The organism is Mycobacterium sp. E3339, from assembly GCF_001666915.1.
GTDB lineage: Bacteria > Actinomycetota > Actinomycetes > Mycobacteriales > Mycobacteriaceae > Mycobacterium.
On sequence record NZ_LZIZ01000258.1, the window covers coordinates 80,474 to 97,534 of the forward strand.

Genomic DNA, 17,061 nt, shown 5'->3' on the forward strand with positions numbered 1-17,061 from the left:
ATCAGCCGGCCGAGAACGCGGCGGCGATGCGGGGCTGCCCGACGATCGGCGACGCCTTGTGCAGGCATTCGGCCCATTCAGCGTCGGGATCGGAATCGGCGGTGATCCCCCCGCCGACGCCCAGCACGGCCCCACCGGCGGCGTCGAACTCGACGGTGCGAATGGCGACGTTCAATTCGCAGCCCGCCACGGGGGAGGCCAAACCGACTGTCCCACAGTATATTCCGCGACGACGCGGTTCCCACTGCGAGAGCAGTTGGCGCGCGCGGTGTTTGGGCGTCCCGGTGACCGACGCCGGCGGGAACGCGGCGTCCAGCAACGCCGAGGTCGGCAGGTCGACGGGGACCCGCGCCGAGACCGTCGAAACCAGGTGCCACACCCCGGGGGCGCGGCGCACCACCAACAATTCGGGCACGGTGACGGTGCCGACGGTCGCCACCCGGCCGAGGTCGTTGCGCACCAGGTCGACGATCATGATGTTCTCGGCCACCTCTTTCGCCGACGCCCGCAGCGCCGACGGCCAGGCGTCCAGGGGCAGGGTCCCCTTGATCGGGCTGGACGTCACGAGCGTGCCGCGCCGCCGCAGGAAGAGCTCCGGGGACAGCGACGCCACCGCGCCCCACGGCCCGGCGACATAGGCCGCCCGCGCCGGGGAGGTGCGCGCGATGCCCTCGGCGAAGAAGTCCAGCGGGGCGCCGTCCACCCTCCCGGTGAATTGGGTGCACACGCACGCCTGGTAGACCTCGCCGGCGCGGATGGCCTCCAGGCAGTTCTGCACGCCGTCGCGGTGGGCCACCCGGTCGGCGGGGCCCCAGTCGATCCGGCACTCGCGCGCCGGTGGCGGCGCCGTCGCCAGCGCGGCGGCCAGCCAGTCCGGCATCGCCGCGCCCGACAGGCTCTCGTACCACCACTGGCCGTCCCGGTCGCGGCGCAGGACGCAATCGGTCCAGGCGCCCGCGGCTTCGGGAATCCGGTGCGGCCCGCCGTCGGCGCCGGGATCGGGATAGGAGAGGTAGCCGATCCAGCCACCACCCACCGCGGGGGAGTCGGCCGGCTGGGCGCCCAGCCGGACCGCGAAGGCCGCGTCGAGATCGACCGGCTGCGCGGAGACGCTCGGGGCGATCACCGCGAGCGCGCCGAACCAGTCGCCGGTCAGCGCGGCCGGCGGCGGCAGGCCGCGCCGGGCCGTGGCGGCGCCGACGGCGCGCAGCACCTGGGGTGCGGCGCCAAGGTCGCCGAGCCGGTCGATACGCACCGACCTAGCTTGACAGAAGTGCGGCCGTTCGCACCCCGGCCTACCCGCGGCTGACGTCGCGGGCCGTCGCCAGGGCCGTCAGCTTGTCCGGGTTGCGGGTCACGTAGAAGTTGGTGATCTTGTCGTTCGCGATCTCCAGTGTGATCACCCCTTCGAGCTGGTCGCCGAGGTAGAGCAGCACGGCCGGGGCGCTGTTGCAGGTGACCATGTCGACGCGGAAGCCCTCGATCGCCGTTGCCTTGCGGATCAGGCCGACGATGGCCCGGGCCACCCGCTCGGCGCCCACCACCGGCCGGCGGGCCGCGCTGACCTTGCCGCCGCTGTCCGCCGTCCACGTGGCCTCGGGGGCGAGCAGCGTCATCAGCGTCTGGACGTCACCGCTGGCGGCCGTCTGCAGGAATTGGGCGGTGATCTGCGCGTTGCGTTGCGGGTCGGTCGCGTCGAACCTCTTCCGCCGCGCCCGCACGTGTTCACGCGCCCGGTGGGCCACCTGACGCACCGTCGGCGCCGGCCTGCCCACCGCCTCGGCGATCTCGGCATAGTCGAAGCCGAACACCTCGCGCAGCACGAACACCGCGCGCTCGTCGGGGCTCAGCGTTTCGAGTAAGACCAGCATCGCCATCGAAATCGATTCCGCCAGAACGACATCCGCGGATGGGTCCTGCTCGTCGAGGAGCAGCGGCTCCGGCAGCCACGGGCCCACGTACTCCTCGCGTCGGCGCGCGTCGGCGCGCAGCGCGTTGAGCGCCTGGCGGGTGACCAGCTGGGCCAGGTAGGACTTGGTGTCGCGCACCGTCGACAGGTCGACCGCGGCCCACCGCAGATAGCTGTCCTGCAGCACATCGTCGGCCTCGGTCGCCGAGCCCAGCATCTCGTAGGCGATGGTGAACAGCAGCGGCCGCAGCACGGTGAACCGTGCCGCGTGCTCGCTGCTGTCCTGCGCGTGCGTCATCGGAGGGCGGTCTCCGCCGGCGCCTGCGCGGGCCTCTTGCCGCCCTTGATCCAGAGATACGAGCCGGGCTTGGCGACCTCGCGCCGAATCGCCCATAGCGTGCCCTTGCACACGGCCTCCTTGATGGACGCGGCCGTCCGGCCGCCCACCACCACGTTCACCGGGGTGTCGTCGGTACGCGCCAACTGCACCGTGCCGAAGGAGCGGCCCAGGCTGATGCACTGGCCGGCGAACGCCTGGCTCAGCGGCGCGGGCGCCTCCCCGGCGATGCGGCTGAGCACGGTGTTGGCGGCCTGCGCGCCCAGCGGCCCGGCCGCCTGGCAGCTCATCCGCAGCGGCTGCCCCGAGGGCGCGACCGCATCGCCGGCCGCTGCGACGTGCGGGTCGTCGATGCTGGTCAGCGTCTCGTCGGTGAGCAGCCGGCCCAGCGCGTCGGTGCTCAGGCCGCTGCGCGCCGCCAGGTCGGGCACCGTGAACCCGGCCGTCCAGATGGTCGCCGCGCTGGGCAGCGCGGCGCCGTCGCTGCACACCACCTCGTCCCAGCGCACCTCGGCCACCGCCACGAATTCCAGCACGTTGACACCGAAACCGCGCAGCCGCTTGGCCACCGAGCGACGCCCCCGCTTGCTCAGCGACGGGCCGAGGGTGCCGCCGCAGACCAGGGTCACCCGCCGTCCCTGTTCGGCCAGCTCCGCGGCCGTCTCGATACCGGTCAGGCCGCCGCCGACGACGGTGACGGGCGCGGACAGCGGCAGGTCGGCCAGCGCGTAACGCAATCGCTGCGCGCTCTCCAGGTCGGCCACCGAATGGGCGAAGTCCACCAACCCGGGCACGGTCGACGGCGCCGCCCCCGTGCTGCCGACGGCGTAGATCAGGTAGTCGTAGTCGAGTTCGGCGCCCGAGCCCAGCAGGACCCGCCGCGCGGCGGCGTCGATGCGGTCGACGGTGTCGACGACCAGCTCGATACCGTCGGCCAGCAGCGTCGCGTAGTCCGCGGTCGCGGCGCCGGTGTCGGCGACCAACTGGTGCAAGCGGATTCGCTCCACGAAGACGGGGCGGGGGTTCACCAGGGTGACGTCGACGTCCGGACGCTGCCGTAGGTGATTCGCGGCCAGGGTTCCGGCGTATCCGCCTCCGACCACGACGACATGAGTTTTCTGTGCGGCCACCTCGGTCATTGCTGTCTCCTGTTCTTGCGGGCCTGATGCCCTTGAGACACCGCGGGCTCCTCGAGCGTGACAGGGTCGCCCACATTGTGACCCGTCTCACTGGCGCCGCTTCGCGGGGCGGGGCCGGCCGGGCGGTGCGTGTTACGCTGCGCTACGCCAATTCGTGACCTGCCCCGCGTCGGATACACGCACCAGATAACCCAGGTAGTAGGGGGCCATTTCGAGGTCCATCGGTGTGTGTTGGGAGAAGCAACCGTGAAGACGAGGAAGAGCGCGCTGGTCGCTGCCGTGTGCACGGCCATGGTGCTGAGCGGGTGCGGCGACAAGAGCGATCCCGGGCCGCTGTCGGCGATGGTCAGTCCGGCCATCCCACCGAGCGCTCAAGAGATTCCCAACCCGTTGCGCGGCCAGTACGAAGAAGGCTTGAATCCGCTTTTCCCGCAAGGCAATTCCGCTCAGCAGCGGTACGCCGCCTGGCCGGCGTCGTACGACGCCAGCCTGCGGGTGTCGTGGCGACAGTTGCAGCCCGTCGACCCGCGCACGCTGCCCCCCGACGCTCCCGATGATCGCAAGTTCGACTTCAGCGCGATCGACGACGCGCTGGCGAAGGTCGGCAGCCGCAACATGCGGCTGACCCTCGGCGTGTACGCGTACAAATCCTGTTGCAACGACTCCTATCCGGGCAACACCAATATCGCGATTCCGGACTGGCTGCGCCCGGCGGCCACCAGCTATCCCTCGCCGCCCAACAGTCCGGCCCCGGGTGTCACGCAGGTCGTGCCGAACTGGAACGACCCCGACTACCTGAACAACTTCGGGCAGTTGCTGGCCGCGCTCGGCCGGCGCTACGACGGCGATGAGCGCCTGAGCGTGTTCGAGTTCTCCGGATACGGCGACTTCGGCAAGACCAGCCTCGCCTACCTGCGCGACGCGCTCGGCGCGCCGGGGCCCGGCCCGGACGACAGCCTGCCGAAGTTGGGCTACTACAGCCAGTTTCGCGATCAGAGCATCACCAAGGCGGCCATCGGGCAGTTGGTCGCGGCCAACGTCGGCGCGTTCGGCCACACCCAACTGGTGGTCGCCGCCGAGAATCCGGAAATCACCCGCGAATTGTTCGCCGACGACGTGACGAAAAAACTGTCCGCGCCGGTCGGCATCCGCGCGGATTGCCTTGGCGTGCAGTCGCCCCTGCCGGAATGGGCCGAGTCCAGCGACTCGCACTACGTGCGGTTCAACGACGCGGCCGTCGCCGCGATCAAACAACGGCTCACCTCCGCGCTGGTGATCAGCCAGTGGTGCCGGTTGCCCAACGGAACCGACCCGCGGTCCTACTACGAGAAGGCCCTGCACGACGTCGTCAAGTACCACGTCTCGATGACGTCGAGCGCCAACTTCCCGGACCGGGACGCGACGTCGGCGATGGACCCCAAGCTGTACCTGCTCTGGGCAAAGGCGAACACCTCCGCCGGCTACCGCTACTCGGTGGAGGCCAAGCCGGGGTCGCAGTCGATCCAGGGCAAGGTCGCGTCCATCTCCGTGGTCTGGACCAACTACGGCTCCGCGGCGGCCAGCGAGCGGTGGGCGCCCGGTTACAAGCTGGTCGACTTCTCCGGCGCCGTGGTCCGCACCATCCCGGCGGCGGTCAATCTCAAGACGCTGGTCCACGACGACTCCAGCCAGTCCCGCGAGGAGGCGGTGCCGGAGTCGACGGCCGAGTCGGTGCGCGTCGACGTGACGGGGCTCGCGCCCGGCCACTACACGCTGCGCGCGTCGGTGGAATGGCAGCAGCACAAGCCGGGCGCCGCGCACGTGGTGAACTACGCGCCGATGGCGCTGGCCCGCGACGGGCGCGACGGATCCGGTCTGTACCCGATCGCGACGCTCGACATAGCTAACGACGCCGCGTCGGCCTGACCGGTCTTTCGTGGCGTCCACCAGCGTCGACCGGATCGGGCCGGAAGTTCTTCGTTAGCCCAGTTGGGGCGGGTCGTGCGTGATACGTTCTGCTGACCAAAACGGATCGTTGGCCCGCCCGGTCCAAATACGCCCGACAGACAGCCAAGCGAACCCAAAGGGCCCGCCGATGCGCATCGACGCGCAGTTGACGGGAATTCGCCATCGCGACCGCTCCTGGATGTTTGCCCTTACCGGAGGAGACCGTGCCGCGCAGCCTGGACCTAGTCGTCACCTCCGTTGCCACACAGCTGATGGAGGCAACGGCGACCACGGCCGCCCAGGTGAGCGCCAAGGTACTCGAGCAGCTCGTCGAGCAGTTCGATGTCGACGCCAGCTTCCTGCGCCACCTCGACCCCCACACCGGGACCTCGGCGCTGGTCGCCGAGTGGCCGCCGCGAACGGACGCCGGGGAACCGGATCCGACGGCGTTCGCCCAGCTGGACATCGCCGAGTCGGTGCTGGCGCAGTGCCGGGAGGCGCGCAAACCCGTGGTGGTCCGGCCGGCGCAGTCCAAACGCTATTTCCGGCGCAGGCTGGGCGCCAAGGTGGAGGCCTCGCCCTCGGTGGCCGCCGCGCCGCTGGTGTCGGGTGAGACGACCACCGGTTTGCTCGGCTTCGTCAAGTTCGGCGCCCGCAAGTGGCTGCAAGAGGAGATCAACACGCTCGAGGCCGTCGCCGCGTTGTTCGCGCAGCTGCAGGCGCGCATCGCGGCCGAGGAGAAGCTCCGCTATCTGGCCGAGCACGACGACCTGACTGGCCTCTATAACCGCCGCGCCCTGGTCGCGCACCTGTCCGAGCGGCTCCTGACGGGACGCCCGGGGCCCGTTGCGGTCCTGTACCTCGACCTCGATCGGCTCAAGCCGATCAACGACTACCTCGGCCACACCGCCGGCGACTGGTTCATCCGAGTCTTCGCGCAGCGGATCCGGATCTGCGCGCCGAACAGCACGATCGCCCGGTTGGGCGGCGACGAGTTCGTCGTCGTCCCCGACGAGCCGATGTCGCCGGAGGACGCGGAATCGTTCGCCCAGCGCCTGTCGACCATGCTGTGCGAGCGCCTGGCCATCGGCGGTCACGTGATCAGCCGCACGGTCAGCATCGGGCTGGCGGTGGGCACCCCGGGCCGCGACAACTGCACCGACCTGCTCCGTCGCGCCGACGAGGCGGTGCTGACGGCCAAACGCGCGGGCGGCAACCAGATCGCGATGTCCACCGACGACATGTCCCTCAAACGCGCGTTCCGCAACGACATCGAGCTGCATCTGCAAGGCGACATCGGCAGCGAAGCGCTGTTGCTGCACTACCTTCCGGAGGTCGACCTGTCGACGGGCGCCGTCGTGGGGGCCGAGGCGCTGGTGCGTTGGCGGCACCCGATCTGGGGGCTGCTGTTGCCGGACTCGTTCATCGGGATCGCGGAATCGACCAACCTGGCGGGGGAGTTGGGCCGCTGGGTGATGCGCACCGCGTGCGCCGACTTCAGTCGCTGGCAGGCCAACGGCGTCGGCCGGGGAACCGTCATGCGGATCAATGTGTCGCCCATCCAGCTCATCACCGCCGGGTTCGTGCGCGACGTCGCCAACACCATCGACGAGTTCGGCCTCGAACCCGGCTCGGTGTGCTTGGAGATCACCGAGCGCGCCGTAGTGCACGACATCGACACCACGCGAAAGACGTTGGCGGAGCTCAAGGAGATCGGGGTCCAGCTGGCCATCGACGACTTCGGCACCGGCTATGCGGTGTTGTCGCACCTGAAGTCCCTGCCGGTCGACATGCTCAAGATCGACACGGGGTTCGTGCGCGACCTGGGCAACAACGCCGGTGATCTGGCGATCGTGCGCGCCATCATCGGGCTGGCCGAGGCGTTCGGTCTGGACGTGGTCGCCGAGGGAGTTGAAACACCGGTCGCAGCAACGACTTTGGTGCAACACGGGTGCCGCCGGGCGCAGGGCTTCCTGTTGTCGCGGCCCGTCCCCGGCGATGCGATGGAAGCCCTACTGGCCGCGCGCTGGCTGTCGCTGCCGTTTTTGGCCGACCGCAAGGCGTTGCCGACGGGCACCATCTAGCATCGCAGCGATGGCCCGAACAATCAGAAGACGCGTGGCGGCGATTGTCGCGTGCGCGGCCTTGGTGCTGAGCGGATGCGGCGGCCACAGCGACCCCGATCCGTTGTCCGCGGTGATCAGTCCGGCCATCCCGCTGAACGTGCAGGAGGTCTCGAATCCCCTGCGCGGTCAGTACGAAGACCTCCTGATGCCGCTTTTCCCGCAAGGCAATTCCGCTCAGCAGCGGTATCCGGCGTGGCCGGCCTCCTACGACGCCAGCTTGCGCGTCTCGTGGCGCCAGCTGCAGCCCGTCGACCCGGGCACGCTGCCCGCCGACGCCCCCGACGACAAGAAGTTCGACTTCAGCGTGATCGACGACGCGCTGGCCAAGGTGGCGAGCCGGAACATGCGGCTCACCCTTCGCGTGTTCGCCTACAGCTCCTGTTGCGACACCACCTACCCGAACAACACGAACATCGCGATTCCGGACTGGATGCGTCCCGCGTCCACCAGCTATACGGGGCCGCAACGATACTGGTGGACGCCCGGGGTGGCCCAGGTGGTGCCGAACTGGAACGATTCGGCCTACCTCAACGCCTTCGGTCAGCTGCTCGCCGCGCTCGGCCGCCGCTACGACCGCGACGAGCGGCTCAGCGTCTTCGAGTTCTCCGGCTACGGGGACTTCAGCGAGAACCACATCGCCTACCTGCGCGACACGCTGGGTGCGCCCGGCCCCCTACCCGAAGAGAGCATCGCAAAGCTGGGTTACTACAGCCAGTTTCGTGACCAGAGCATCACCAAGGCGGCCATCGGCCAGCTCGTCGCGGCGAACGTGAACGCCTTCCCGCACACGCAGTTGGTGACCACCGCGCTGAACCCGGAGATCGTTCGCGAGTTGCTCGCCGACGACGTCACCAAGCGGGTCTCCGCGCCGGTGGGCATCCGCTCGGATTGCCTGGGCGTCTACGCGCCGTTGCCGGTCTGGGCCGAATCCGACGGCTCCTACTACGTGCACACGAAGGATCCGCTCGTCACCCAGCTCAAGGACCGGCTGGCCTCGGCGTTGGTGATCACCGAGTGGTGCCAGCTGCCCGAGGGCACCAGCCCGCGGTCCTACTACGAGAAGGGCCTGCGCGACGTCGTCAAGTATCACGTGTCGATGACCTCGAGTTTCAACTTTCCGGCGGTGGATTCGACCACCCCCATGGACCCGGCGTTGTACCTGCTGTGGGCGCAGGCCAACGTCGCGGCGGGCTATCGATACTCCGCGGAGGCTCGGCAGGGATCGCAATCGGTCCGCGACGGGGTGGCGAGCATATCGGTGGCGTGGACCAATTACGGCTCGGCGGGGGCGATCGAGAATTGGGTGCCCAGCTACCGGTTGGTGGATTTCTCCGGGGCGGTGGTCCGCACGCTGCCGACGGGGGTGGCCTTGAAGAAGCTGGTGGGGTCCGGCGACAACGCCGGAAATCAGCCGGCCCCGGCGTCGTTCACCGAAACGGTGACCGTCGACATGGCGGGGTTGGCGCCGGGGCATTACACGCTGCGCGCTTCCGTGGATTGGCAACAGCACAAGCCCGACGCGTCGCACGTGGTGAACTATCCGCCGATGCGGCTGGCGCGCTACGGGCGTGACGAGACCGGCGGGTATCCGCTGGCGACGCTCGACTTGCCGCGCGATGCGCTGACATCCGGCCCGCCCCAATGATGCTGGCCGCCAGCAAATGCGTCGACCGCGCGGACGACAAGGCTTTGCGATTAGGTCGATGCTGCATGGCCATTGCTGCATAATGTGCACTGGGCTTTGCGCGGCTGGCGCAAAGCAAATCGAATTCGACGCCGGGTGGCGTCGGCCCAGAAAGGTTAGTGGATGGATTTCCGCACCTTTGTCCGGACGCTGCTCACGCATTGGAAACTCGCCCTCGGTGCCTTGCTGGCATGCACGATCGGTGCCGCGGCCGTCACGGCGTTGCAGACCAAGCACTATCAGTCGACGGCCACCATCCTCATTTCGTTCCCCGGTGCCACGGACCTCACCGAGCTGTACAACGGAACGCTGACCGCGCAGGAGCGGTTGTCGTCCTACGCGCAGATCGCCGGCGGACGGACGGTCGCCGAGCGCGCGGTCAACCAGCTCCAGGTCCCAATCAGCCCCGACGTCCTGGTGACGCAGACCCAGGTGAAATACACCGCGAAATCCATGCTTTTCACGATCACCGTGAAGGACACCGACCCGAACCGGTCCGCGGCGCTGGCCGGAGCGATGGCCGATCAGTTCGCCGCGCTGGTGCCCACGCTCGGCGCGACCACGGGCCCCAACAGTCGTCCCGCGCCGGTGACCCCCGGGGTGCGGCCCGACAACGGTGAGCCGAATCCGCCCGCGCCCCAACCATCGGAGACGCCCGGACAACCCGCGGCGAAGCCACTGCCGGTGGCCCGGGCAAGGGTGGTGGAGGCGCCGCGGGTGCCCGATCATCCGGTCACGCCGGTGCCGGTGCGCAACATGGCGATGGGATTCGTCGCCGGGATACTTTTGGCCATCGCGGTGGCGGTGGCCCGTGAGGCCAACGATCGTACGGTGCGCTCGCGGGAGAAGCTCGAACAACTTTCGGGCCTGCCGACTTTGGCCGAGCTGCCCGGCCGGCGCGGCAACACCCCGCGGTTCGGCGTCGACTCCGCCCTCGACGATGCCGTGCGGGGCCTGCGCGCCCGGCTGCTCAGGGCGATGGGGTCCGACGCCCGCCGCGTGTTGGTGGCGGCGCCGTTCGGTGGGGAGGGGACCACCACCACGGCGCTCAACCTGTCGCTGGCGCTGGCCGAGATCGGTGAAGACGTGTTGCTCGTCGAGGGCGACACGCGCCGGCACGTGATCGCCGGATTGCTGCGCGTCGAGTCGGGGGAGGGCCTGGCCAACGCCCTGGCCAATCCCGAAATAGCGGGCGAAGCGGTGAAACCCACGCCGATCGCCAAGCTGTTCATCCTCGCGTCCCGATCCGCGCGCCGCGAGACCCCGCCGTCCAGCGCGTTTCTGCCGGAAGTCATCGACAGGGTGCTGCTGGACCTGTCGTCACGCTTCGACCGCATCGTGGTTGACGGCCCCCCGGTGCTGGCGACCGCCGACAGCGGCCTGCTGGCCGGCGCGGTGTCGGCCACCGTGTTGGTGGTGCGGGCGCGCCGGACCACCGTCGACGAGCTCAATGACGCGCTCACCGCCCTGCGCTCGGCGGGCGCGCACGTTGTCGGCACCGTGTTGACCGACGCCAGGCCGTCCCTGCACATCCGGGCCGCGACCAAGACCTACCGGACGAAGGTCAGCGGGCCAGCGTGATTCCCTACCTGCCCGGTCGCCCCCGCCTGGCAGTAGACGGCGTCCTGCTGACGGTATTCCTGTTCGGCTGCTTCATCTTTGGTGTGCTCTCCGTCCGCCGGACCACCGAGGGGGCGTTGCTGATCGCCGCGACGTTCTGCCTGGTGGTCTACTGGGTGAAGCGCGAGGGGCTGGCGGGGGTGACGCTGTTCTTGGCCTTCGCCGCGCTGCCGGAGGGCTTGCACATCGGCAAAGTCATTGGCCCGCTGGCGATTTACGCGTACCAGGTGGCCGCGGTGCTGGCGATCTGCTACCTGCTGCCGATCGTGAGACCGCGTGCCAAGGAATTCCTGCTGCCCGCGATGTTCGCGCTGACCGTCGTGTACTTCACCGTGGTCGGGCTGCAGATGGGACACGATCCGACGATGGTGCTGCACGAGTCGACGACCCTGATCGAAATGGTCGTCGGGTTCGTGCTGGCGCTGTTGATCGTGTACGGCGGATACCTCAAGTTCTGCATCCGGGTGATGGTCGTGACGCTGTGGTTTTCGGCCGGCATGGCGATCGTCAGCTCGTTGCATGCGATCCGGCTCGCGGGGCGGGCGGAGAGCCTGGAGGGGGCGACGGGCGCCGGTCAGGCCCTGCGGATCGTGCTGTCCACCCAGACCCCGGCCACCGCCGCGTTGACCGCCCTGGTCGCCGCGTCGATCATCGGCCGGGTCAGGCCCGCAATGTATTTCGCCTTCGGACCGCCCGCGCTGATCATTTCGCTGCTGGCGTTCTCCCGGAACACGCTGATCGCCGTCGCGGTGGGCGCGGCCGTCGCCTTCCTGACCACCTTCGGCTGGCCGGCCCTGCGCCGCTCGGCCATGGTCGCCGCCGTCAGCGCGGGTGTGTTCGCGCTGACCGTGCCGGGATCGCTGTTCCTGCTTCAGCATTCGGAGGCGGGGTCCTGGCTCAGCGATCAGTTCACGGCGTTCAATCAGCGGGTGCTGGGCGGTGTTTCGGCGAGTGCGCTCGCCACCGACGAATCGACGCTGGACCGGTTGCGCGAAGTCGCCCGCCTCAACGCCGCGATCGCGCAGGCCCCGGTGTTCGGCCATGGCCTGGGTTACGCCTACCAACTGCCCTCCGGGAACGATCCGAAGGCCTTCGCCTGGACTTTGGGGCCCACCTACTCGCACCTCTTCTACCAATGGTGGCTGGCCAAGGCCGGCGCCGTGGGCATGGCGGCGTTCGCGTGGTTCGCGTTGACGCCGGTGGTCAGGGCGGTGCGCTGCGCGACCGTTCCGGCGAAGATCAGCGCGGCGGTGTGCGCCGGTCTGCTGGCGATATCCGCCGTCTGGCCGCTGCCCGAAATGCCCATGGACGCACTGGCATTGGGCCTGGCGCTCGGGACGGCCACGGGATTCGCCGGGCTGCCCCGCAGGAACCGGGAAGCGGACGGCGCCGGCACCGACGGCGCGCCGGCGCTGGCCGGCGCCGGACGGCAATGATCGCGGTCACGCACGTCGGTCCCGACATGTACAGCTTCGGCGGGACGCAGTCGGTTATCCGGGTCATCCGCGACAACGGCATCGGCGCCGATGAGATCCGCGTGCTGTCGACCTGGAACGGGCGCCATCACGCCAGGAACCTGGTGCTCACCGCCCGCGCGGGCGCCGCGCTGGCGCGGTCACCGCGCGCCAGCATCGTGCACTTCCACATGTCGAACGGGGGCGCCTGGCTACGTGAGGGGCCGCTGATTCGACTCGCGAGAGCCCGGGGATTCCGGGTCATCGTCACCATCCACGGCTCCGACTTCCCCCAGTTCTCCCGGTCGCGTCCCCGCTTCGTGGGCAGCACGCTGAGCAAGGCGGACCATGTCATCGTCTTGTCGGAGGAGGCGCGCGCGGCGGTGAAATGGATTGCGCCCACGGTGAAGGTGTCGGTCGTGGCCAACCCGATCGTCATCGATTGGGACGCACCGGGGGCCGGCTCGACCCCGCCGGTGGTGCTTTTCGCGGGCACCATCGGCCGCCGCAAGGGCGTCGACACGCTGGTCGCGGCGTGGCGGCTGCTGCTGGCCGACGGCATCGAAGGGTGTTGCCGCATAGTGGGTCTGGTCGACGACTACACGCCGCCGCCCACCGAGCGGCTGACGGTGGAGCCCCCGGTGCATCCGGACGACGTCCGCGATCTGCTCCGCTCGGTGCGGGTGGTGACGCTCCCGTCGTTCGCCGAGGGAATGCCGATGATCCTGACCGAGGCGCTGGCCGGCGCGCGACCCTTCGTGGCGACCCCGGTCGGCGGCACAGCCGAAATCGCCTCCGACCCCGGCATGCTCGTCCCCGTCGGTGATGCGCCCGCCCTGGCGGCGGCGATCGGCCGGTACCTGCGCGACCCGGAACTGGCCGAGCGGGACGGCCGGCGGGGTCAGGAACACATCGCGGCCACCCGGAGCCCGGAAATCATCGACGCGCAGCTTCGCCGGATCTATGAGGGCTGCGGTGTTGGGGCAGGTTGAGCTCGAGGGGCCGCGGCTGAGGGTGAGCGCGGTCGGCTTCGGATGCGGTGGCCTGATGCAGGCGCCGTCCCGCCGCGAACGGATGGCCGTTTTGGGCGCGGCCGTGGACAACGGCATGACGCACTTCGACACCGCACGGATGTATGGCCTGGGCAGGGCGGAGGCGGAGCTGGGGGCGTTCCTGCGCACCGTTCCGCGTGACTCGGTAACCGTGGCAACGAAATTCGGCATCGATGTCGGCGGCATGGCGCGGCGGCTCGGTCGGTTCCAGGCCCCGGCGCGGGCACTGCTGCGCAAGGCGCCGGCCCTGCGGGGCGCGGTCAAGCGCCGGCAGGCGACACCGGAGAGTGCCCGGACCTACGACGCGGGAATCGCCGCCCGTAGCCTCGACGAGAGCCTCGCCGCCCTCGGTGTCGATCACGTCGACATCCTGTTCGTGCACGGCCCCCGCCCCGGCGACACCGTCGCCGGCGACGAACTTCGCCAATTCTTCGAAAGGGCCCGTGGGCAGGGCAAGATTCGCGCCTGGGGTGTCTCCCAGGACGAGGGGCTCGAGGTGGATTTCGCCGAGGCATTCACGCCGGGGGGCGTGAGCCAGGTGCGCGCCGATCTGCTCCGTCCGCCGCCGCGGCCGGCGGATCTCGCGTTCGGCGTGCTGCAGCGGGCTTACGCGACGCTGAGCGAAGCCTTGCGGTCGGACGCGGACCTGGCGGGACGGTGGCGCGAGGCCCTTCAACTGGATCCGCTCGCCCCCGGGGCTTTGCCCAAGCTGATCCTCGGGTCGTCGGCGACCGCAATAGGTTGCCGGGCAATCCTTTACAGCACGACCGACCCGCGACGCATCGCCGAGGCGGCCCGCGCCGTCGCGGCGCCGCCGGACGCCGAAACGGTGGCGCGCTTCCTCGAGCTGGCGGCCCAGCTGCGCGGGGGTGCCGCCGCGTGATCCGGGGCCCGCGGGAGTTCGCCCCCGGCACGACGATCCAGACCGACGTGGTGGTCGTCGGGGCCGGCGGGATCGGCATCGCGACGGCGCTGGAACTCGCGCGATCCGGCATCCAGGTGGCGCTGATCGAAAGCGGCCTGCAGCGCAATGACAAAGCGGCACAGGAGTTGTCGGCGCTGGGTTCGGGGCAGGACGACGACCTACATGCGCGCAGTGAGCTGATGATCCGCCGACAGGTGGGCGGGACGACGGCGCTCTGGGGCGGCCGCTGCGTCAAGTTCGACCCCATCGATTTCGAGGACCGCCCGCTCACCGCGCAGGCGCCCTGGCCGATCGGCTTCGAGGACATCGAACCGTACCTGCAGAGCGCCTGCGACTGGGCGGCGTGCGGGCGGGCGGCATTCAACGCGCGAGACATCCCGGAGCTCGCGCACCGCGACATGGTCGCCGGACTCCCCGACGGCGACGTGCGCACCACCGATCTCGAGCGCTGGGCGCTGCCAACGCGTTTCGGGAGCGAGTACCGGACCGCGCTGCGCGACGCCCCCACTCTCACCGTGTGGACCGGCCTCACCTGCACCGAGATCGTGACGACGCCGGCCGGCGACGCCGTCGACCATCTGGTGATCAAGGCGCTCGACGGCCGCCAGGGACGGGTGGTCGCCACCGACTACGTCATCGCGACCGGCGGATTGGAGGCGACCCGCCTGCTCCTGGCGTCGGACCGCCACCATCCGGCCGGGCTGGGGAATGCGGGCGGTCACCTCGGGCGCTGGTACATGTCCCACGTCGAGGGCCGGGTCGCGCGCGTGCAGTTCACCACCGATCAGGTCATCTATGCCTACGAGCGGGACGGCGACGGGGTGTATGTCCGCCGGCGCTTCACCCTCGATCCGCGCCTGCAGCGCGCCGCCGGGATGCCGAATGCCGCTGTGTGGCTGGTGAATCCGCCGATCAGCGACCCCGGCCACGGCAGCGGGATCCTGTCCGGCGTCTACCTCACGCTGATCTCCCCGGTCGGCCGGTTCCTGCTCGCCGAGGCCATCCGCGCCAAGCACACCGAGACCGACGGTCCGCCCCGCATCCTGGCCCACCTGCGCAACATCGTGCGAGACCTGTTTCCCTCCATCCGGTTCGCGCTGACGTTCTCCTATGCACGGTTCCTCCGCAGGGGCCGCAAGGCGCCCGGCTTCTTCGTCAAGAGCGCCGACAATCGGTACCTGCTGCACTACCACGGCGAGCATCTCCCGCATTGGGAGAGCCGGGTCGAGCTCACCGACGACCGCGACGCCCTGGGGATGCGCAGGCTCCGTACCCACATCCACTTCTCCGAGGCCGACTTCGAGAGCGTCCGCGCGGCCATCACCGCGGTCGACGAACACCTCCGCCGCCATGGCGCGGGGCGCGTGGAGTGGCTGACCGACGACGTCGAGGGCTCGGTCCGCGAGTTTCTCGGCGGGCATGCCGGCTACCACCAGGCTGGGACCACGCGGATGTCGCACACCGCTGCGGGCGGCGTCGTCGACCCCAACCTGCAGGTCCACGGCGTGCGCGGGTTGTATGTCGCGAGCACGTCGGTGCTGCCCACGTCGAGTCAGGCCAACCCGACCCTGGTGGGCATCGCGCTGGGTGTGCGGCTCGCCGAGCACCTCGCCAAATCCCGAACCGATTGCCGGCCTTCGGATTCGGAGACAGCCTGAACCACGTCAGCGCCGGCCGGCCAGCACCTCGGCGATAACTTCGGAGAAGCGCCGCGCGACGATGTCGACGTCGCAATGCCGCGCGTAGTGGCGCGCCGCCTCGGCGCCGCGCTGCACCGCGACGGACGGGTCGGCCAACAGGTCGAAGGCGGCGGCCAGCCCCGCGACGTCGTCGACGCCGACCGGGGGGCACCCCGGCGGTTGGTACTCGGGTAGACCACCGGCGGTGGACACGATCGGCATCACCCCCAGCTGCATGGAGAGCACCTGCACGCCGCTTTGTGACGCGCGCCGGTAATGGGAGACCGAACCCTTCGCCGCGGCCAGTGTCGGGATGACGTCGGCGTAGCGGTAACTGCCGTTGCGCCAGCGGGTGTGCTTGGGCAGGGCGCCGGCGTCCAGGTCCCCGCCACCGATCAGCACCAGGTTGTCCCCGCGCCAGCCGCCGCCGACGATGTGGCGCTGCCACGCCTCGAGCACCACGTCGACGTTCTTGTACGGGTTGAGCCGGCCGAACATGACGAAGTCGCGTCGGCCCTCGGGCCCCACGAACGGTGGAACCCGGTGCGGGTCAATGTCACTGGCGAGCGGCACGACATGCACGGGGGTACCGGCGACGTCACGGCGCCCGGCGACGGCGGTGGCGACGTAGTTGCTGTAGGTGATGGTGGCCGCGGAGCGGGCGCCCCACCGGTCGAACACCGCGCGTTCGTAGGAGGGAACCTGCTCACCGGGGTCGTGCGGGCGGTCGTCGTGCACCACCTGGATGCGGGGAACCCGTCCGGCCAGCGCGATCCAGCGCGGATCGCGGACGATCTCGGCGATCACCACGTCGGGCCGAAACTGCCGCACCCGGCGCCACGCCTTGGCGGTCGGCAGCCACGTCGCGGCGGTCTTGAACCGCGGATCGAGCACCAGCTCGTAGTCGCGGGCGGCATCCGACTCCGGGTGCCGGTCGGAGGTGACCAGTAAGACGTCGGCCCCGCGCCGCAGCAGCCCCTCGGCCTGCACGCGCACCGCCGGCCGCGTCCATGGCGAAAGCCAAAGCACCCGAGGCGATTTCATGGCGATTTCATGGCCCCTCGGCCCGCAGGAAGACATCGGCGTCGGTCCACATGCGGGTTTCCAGCGCGCGTCGCGGAAACCCCTCGAGCAGGCCGGTGATGCGCGGGGAGGCGAGCAGCCGCCACGCCACGGGATTGATCTTGGCCCGCGTCCAGATGTGCAGACC

The 17,061-nt window shown here is 69.9% G+C and carries 12 protein-coding genes; 8 read left to right on the plus strand and 4 right to left on the minus strand.

Annotation, left to right across the window (positions count from 1 at the left end; translation table 11 throughout):
- Window position 1: 1 nt before the first annotated feature.
- From A5702_RS25265 to A5702_RS25275, 3 genes are read right to left on the minus strand one after another with little or no spacing between them, the layout of a single operon-like run.
- On the minus strand, window positions 2-1,255 hold the full coding sequence (locus A5702_RS25265; RefSeq protein WP_068224772.1) for an aminodeoxychorismate synthase component I: 1,254 nt from the start codon (window positions 1,253-1,255) through the stop codon (window positions 2-4).
- Window positions 1,256-1,295: 40 nt separating this feature from the next.
- Window positions 1,296-2,207 (minus strand): RNA polymerase sigma-70 factor, encoded by a 912-nt coding sequence (locus A5702_RS25270; RefSeq protein ID WP_068224774.1) that lies wholly within the window; start codon window positions 2,205-2,207, stop codon window positions 1,296-1,298.
- Window positions 2,204-3,385: an NAD(P)/FAD-dependent oxidoreductase gene (locus A5702_RS25275; RefSeq protein WP_068224777.1), complete on the minus strand. Its 1,182-nt coding sequence runs from the start codon at window positions 3,383-3,385 to the stop codon at window positions 2,204-2,206. Before A5702_RS25275 ends, A5702_RS25270 begins: the two co-directional genes overlap by 4 nt.
- 291 nt (window positions 3,386-3,676) lie before the next feature.
- Between A5702_RS25275 and A5702_RS25280 the strand changes: the two genes are divergently transcribed.
- The 8 genes from A5702_RS25280 to A5702_RS25315 all read left to right on the plus strand — a co-directional run bounded on the left by A5702_RS25280 (window position 3,677) and on the right by A5702_RS25315 (window position 15,830).
- Window positions 3,677-5,290 carry a hypothetical protein gene (locus A5702_RS25280; RefSeq protein ID WP_068224780.1) on the plus strand — a complete coding sequence of 538 codons (1,614 nt, stop codon included), beginning with the start codon at window positions 3,677-3,679 and terminating at the stop codon, window positions 5,288-5,290.
- Window positions 5,291-5,535: 245 nt separating this feature from the next.
- The gene (locus A5702_RS25285; RefSeq protein WP_068224782.1) at window positions 5,536-7,395 is read left to right on the plus strand and encodes a bifunctional diguanylate cyclase/phosphodiesterase; all 1,860 of its coding nucleotides are present in this window, start codon (window positions 5,536-5,538) and stop codon (window positions 7,393-7,395) included.
- Window positions 7,396-7,405: 10 nt separating this feature from the next.
- Entirely contained in the window at window positions 7,406-9,082 is a 1,677-nt protein-coding gene (locus A5702_RS25290; RefSeq protein ID WP_068224787.1) for a hypothetical protein, read from the plus strand.
- 162 nt (window positions 9,083-9,244) lie between these two features.
- Window positions 9,245-10,702, plus strand: coding sequence for a polysaccharide biosynthesis tyrosine autokinase (locus A5702_RS25295; protein WP_067822163.1), 1,458 nt, complete (start codon window positions 9,245-9,247; stop codon window positions 10,700-10,702).
- Window positions 10,699-12,177 carry an O-antigen ligase family protein gene (locus A5702_RS25300; protein ID WP_068224789.1) on the plus strand — a complete coding sequence of 493 codons (1,479 nt, stop codon included), beginning with the start codon at window positions 10,699-10,701 and terminating at the stop codon, window positions 12,175-12,177. Before A5702_RS25295 ends, A5702_RS25300 begins: the two co-directional genes overlap by 4 nt.
- Window positions 12,174-13,187 (plus strand): glycosyltransferase family 4 protein, encoded by a 1,014-nt coding sequence (locus tag A5702_RS25305; protein ID WP_068224793.1) that lies wholly within the window; start codon window positions 12,174-12,176, stop codon window positions 13,185-13,187. The genes A5702_RS25300 and A5702_RS25305 overlap by 4 nt, the downstream gene beginning before the upstream one ends.
- 16 nt (window positions 13,188-13,203) lie before the next feature.
- Window positions 13,204-14,130: an aldo/keto reductase gene (locus tag A5702_RS25310; RefSeq protein WP_068224808.1), complete on the plus strand. Its 927-nt coding sequence runs from the start codon at window positions 13,204-13,206 to the stop codon at window positions 14,128-14,130.
- The gene (locus A5702_RS25315) at window positions 14,127-15,830 is read left to right on the plus strand and encodes an FAD-dependent oxidoreductase (RefSeq protein ID WP_068224797.1); all 1,704 of its coding nucleotides are present in this window, start codon (window positions 14,127-14,129) and stop codon (window positions 15,828-15,830) included. Before A5702_RS25310 ends, A5702_RS25315 begins: the two co-directional genes overlap by 4 nt.
- A gap of 6 nt (window positions 15,831-15,836) precedes the next feature.
- Here the strand turns inward: A5702_RS25315 and A5702_RS25320 are convergent, their stop codons facing one another.
- Window positions 15,837-16,880, minus strand: a complete 1,044-nt coding sequence (locus tag A5702_RS25320; protein ID WP_197499817.1) for a glycosyltransferase family 4 protein — start codon at window positions 16,878-16,880, stop codon at window positions 15,837-15,839.
- Between the last annotated feature and the right edge of the window lie 181 nt (window positions 16,881-17,061).

Bases quoted from the DNA above. Each gene is read 5' to 3' on its own strand.
- A5702_RS25280 (WP_068224780.1), top strand. From the start codon at position 3,677: ATGGTGCTGAGCGGGTGCGGCGACAAGAGCGATCCCGGGCCGCTGTCG.
- A5702_RS25275 (WP_068224777.1), bottom strand. From the start codon at position 3,385: ATGACCGAGGTGGCCGCACAGAAAACTCATGTCGTCGTGGTCGGAGGC.
- A5702_RS25295 (WP_067822163.1), top strand. From the start codon at position 9,245: ATGGATTTCCGCACCTTTGTCCGGACGCTGCTCACGCATTGGAAACTC.
- A5702_RS25305 (WP_068224793.1), top strand. From the start codon at position 12,174: ATGATCGCGGTCACGCACGTCGGTCCCGACATGTACAGCTTCGGCGGG.
- A5702_RS25270 (WP_068224774.1), bottom strand. From the start codon at position 2,207: ATGACGCACGCGCAGGACAGCAGCGAGCACGCGGCACGGTTCACCGTG.
- A5702_RS25290 (WP_068224787.1), top strand. From the start codon at position 7,406: ATGGCCCGAACAATCAGAAGACGCGTGGCGGCGATTGTCGCGTGCGCG.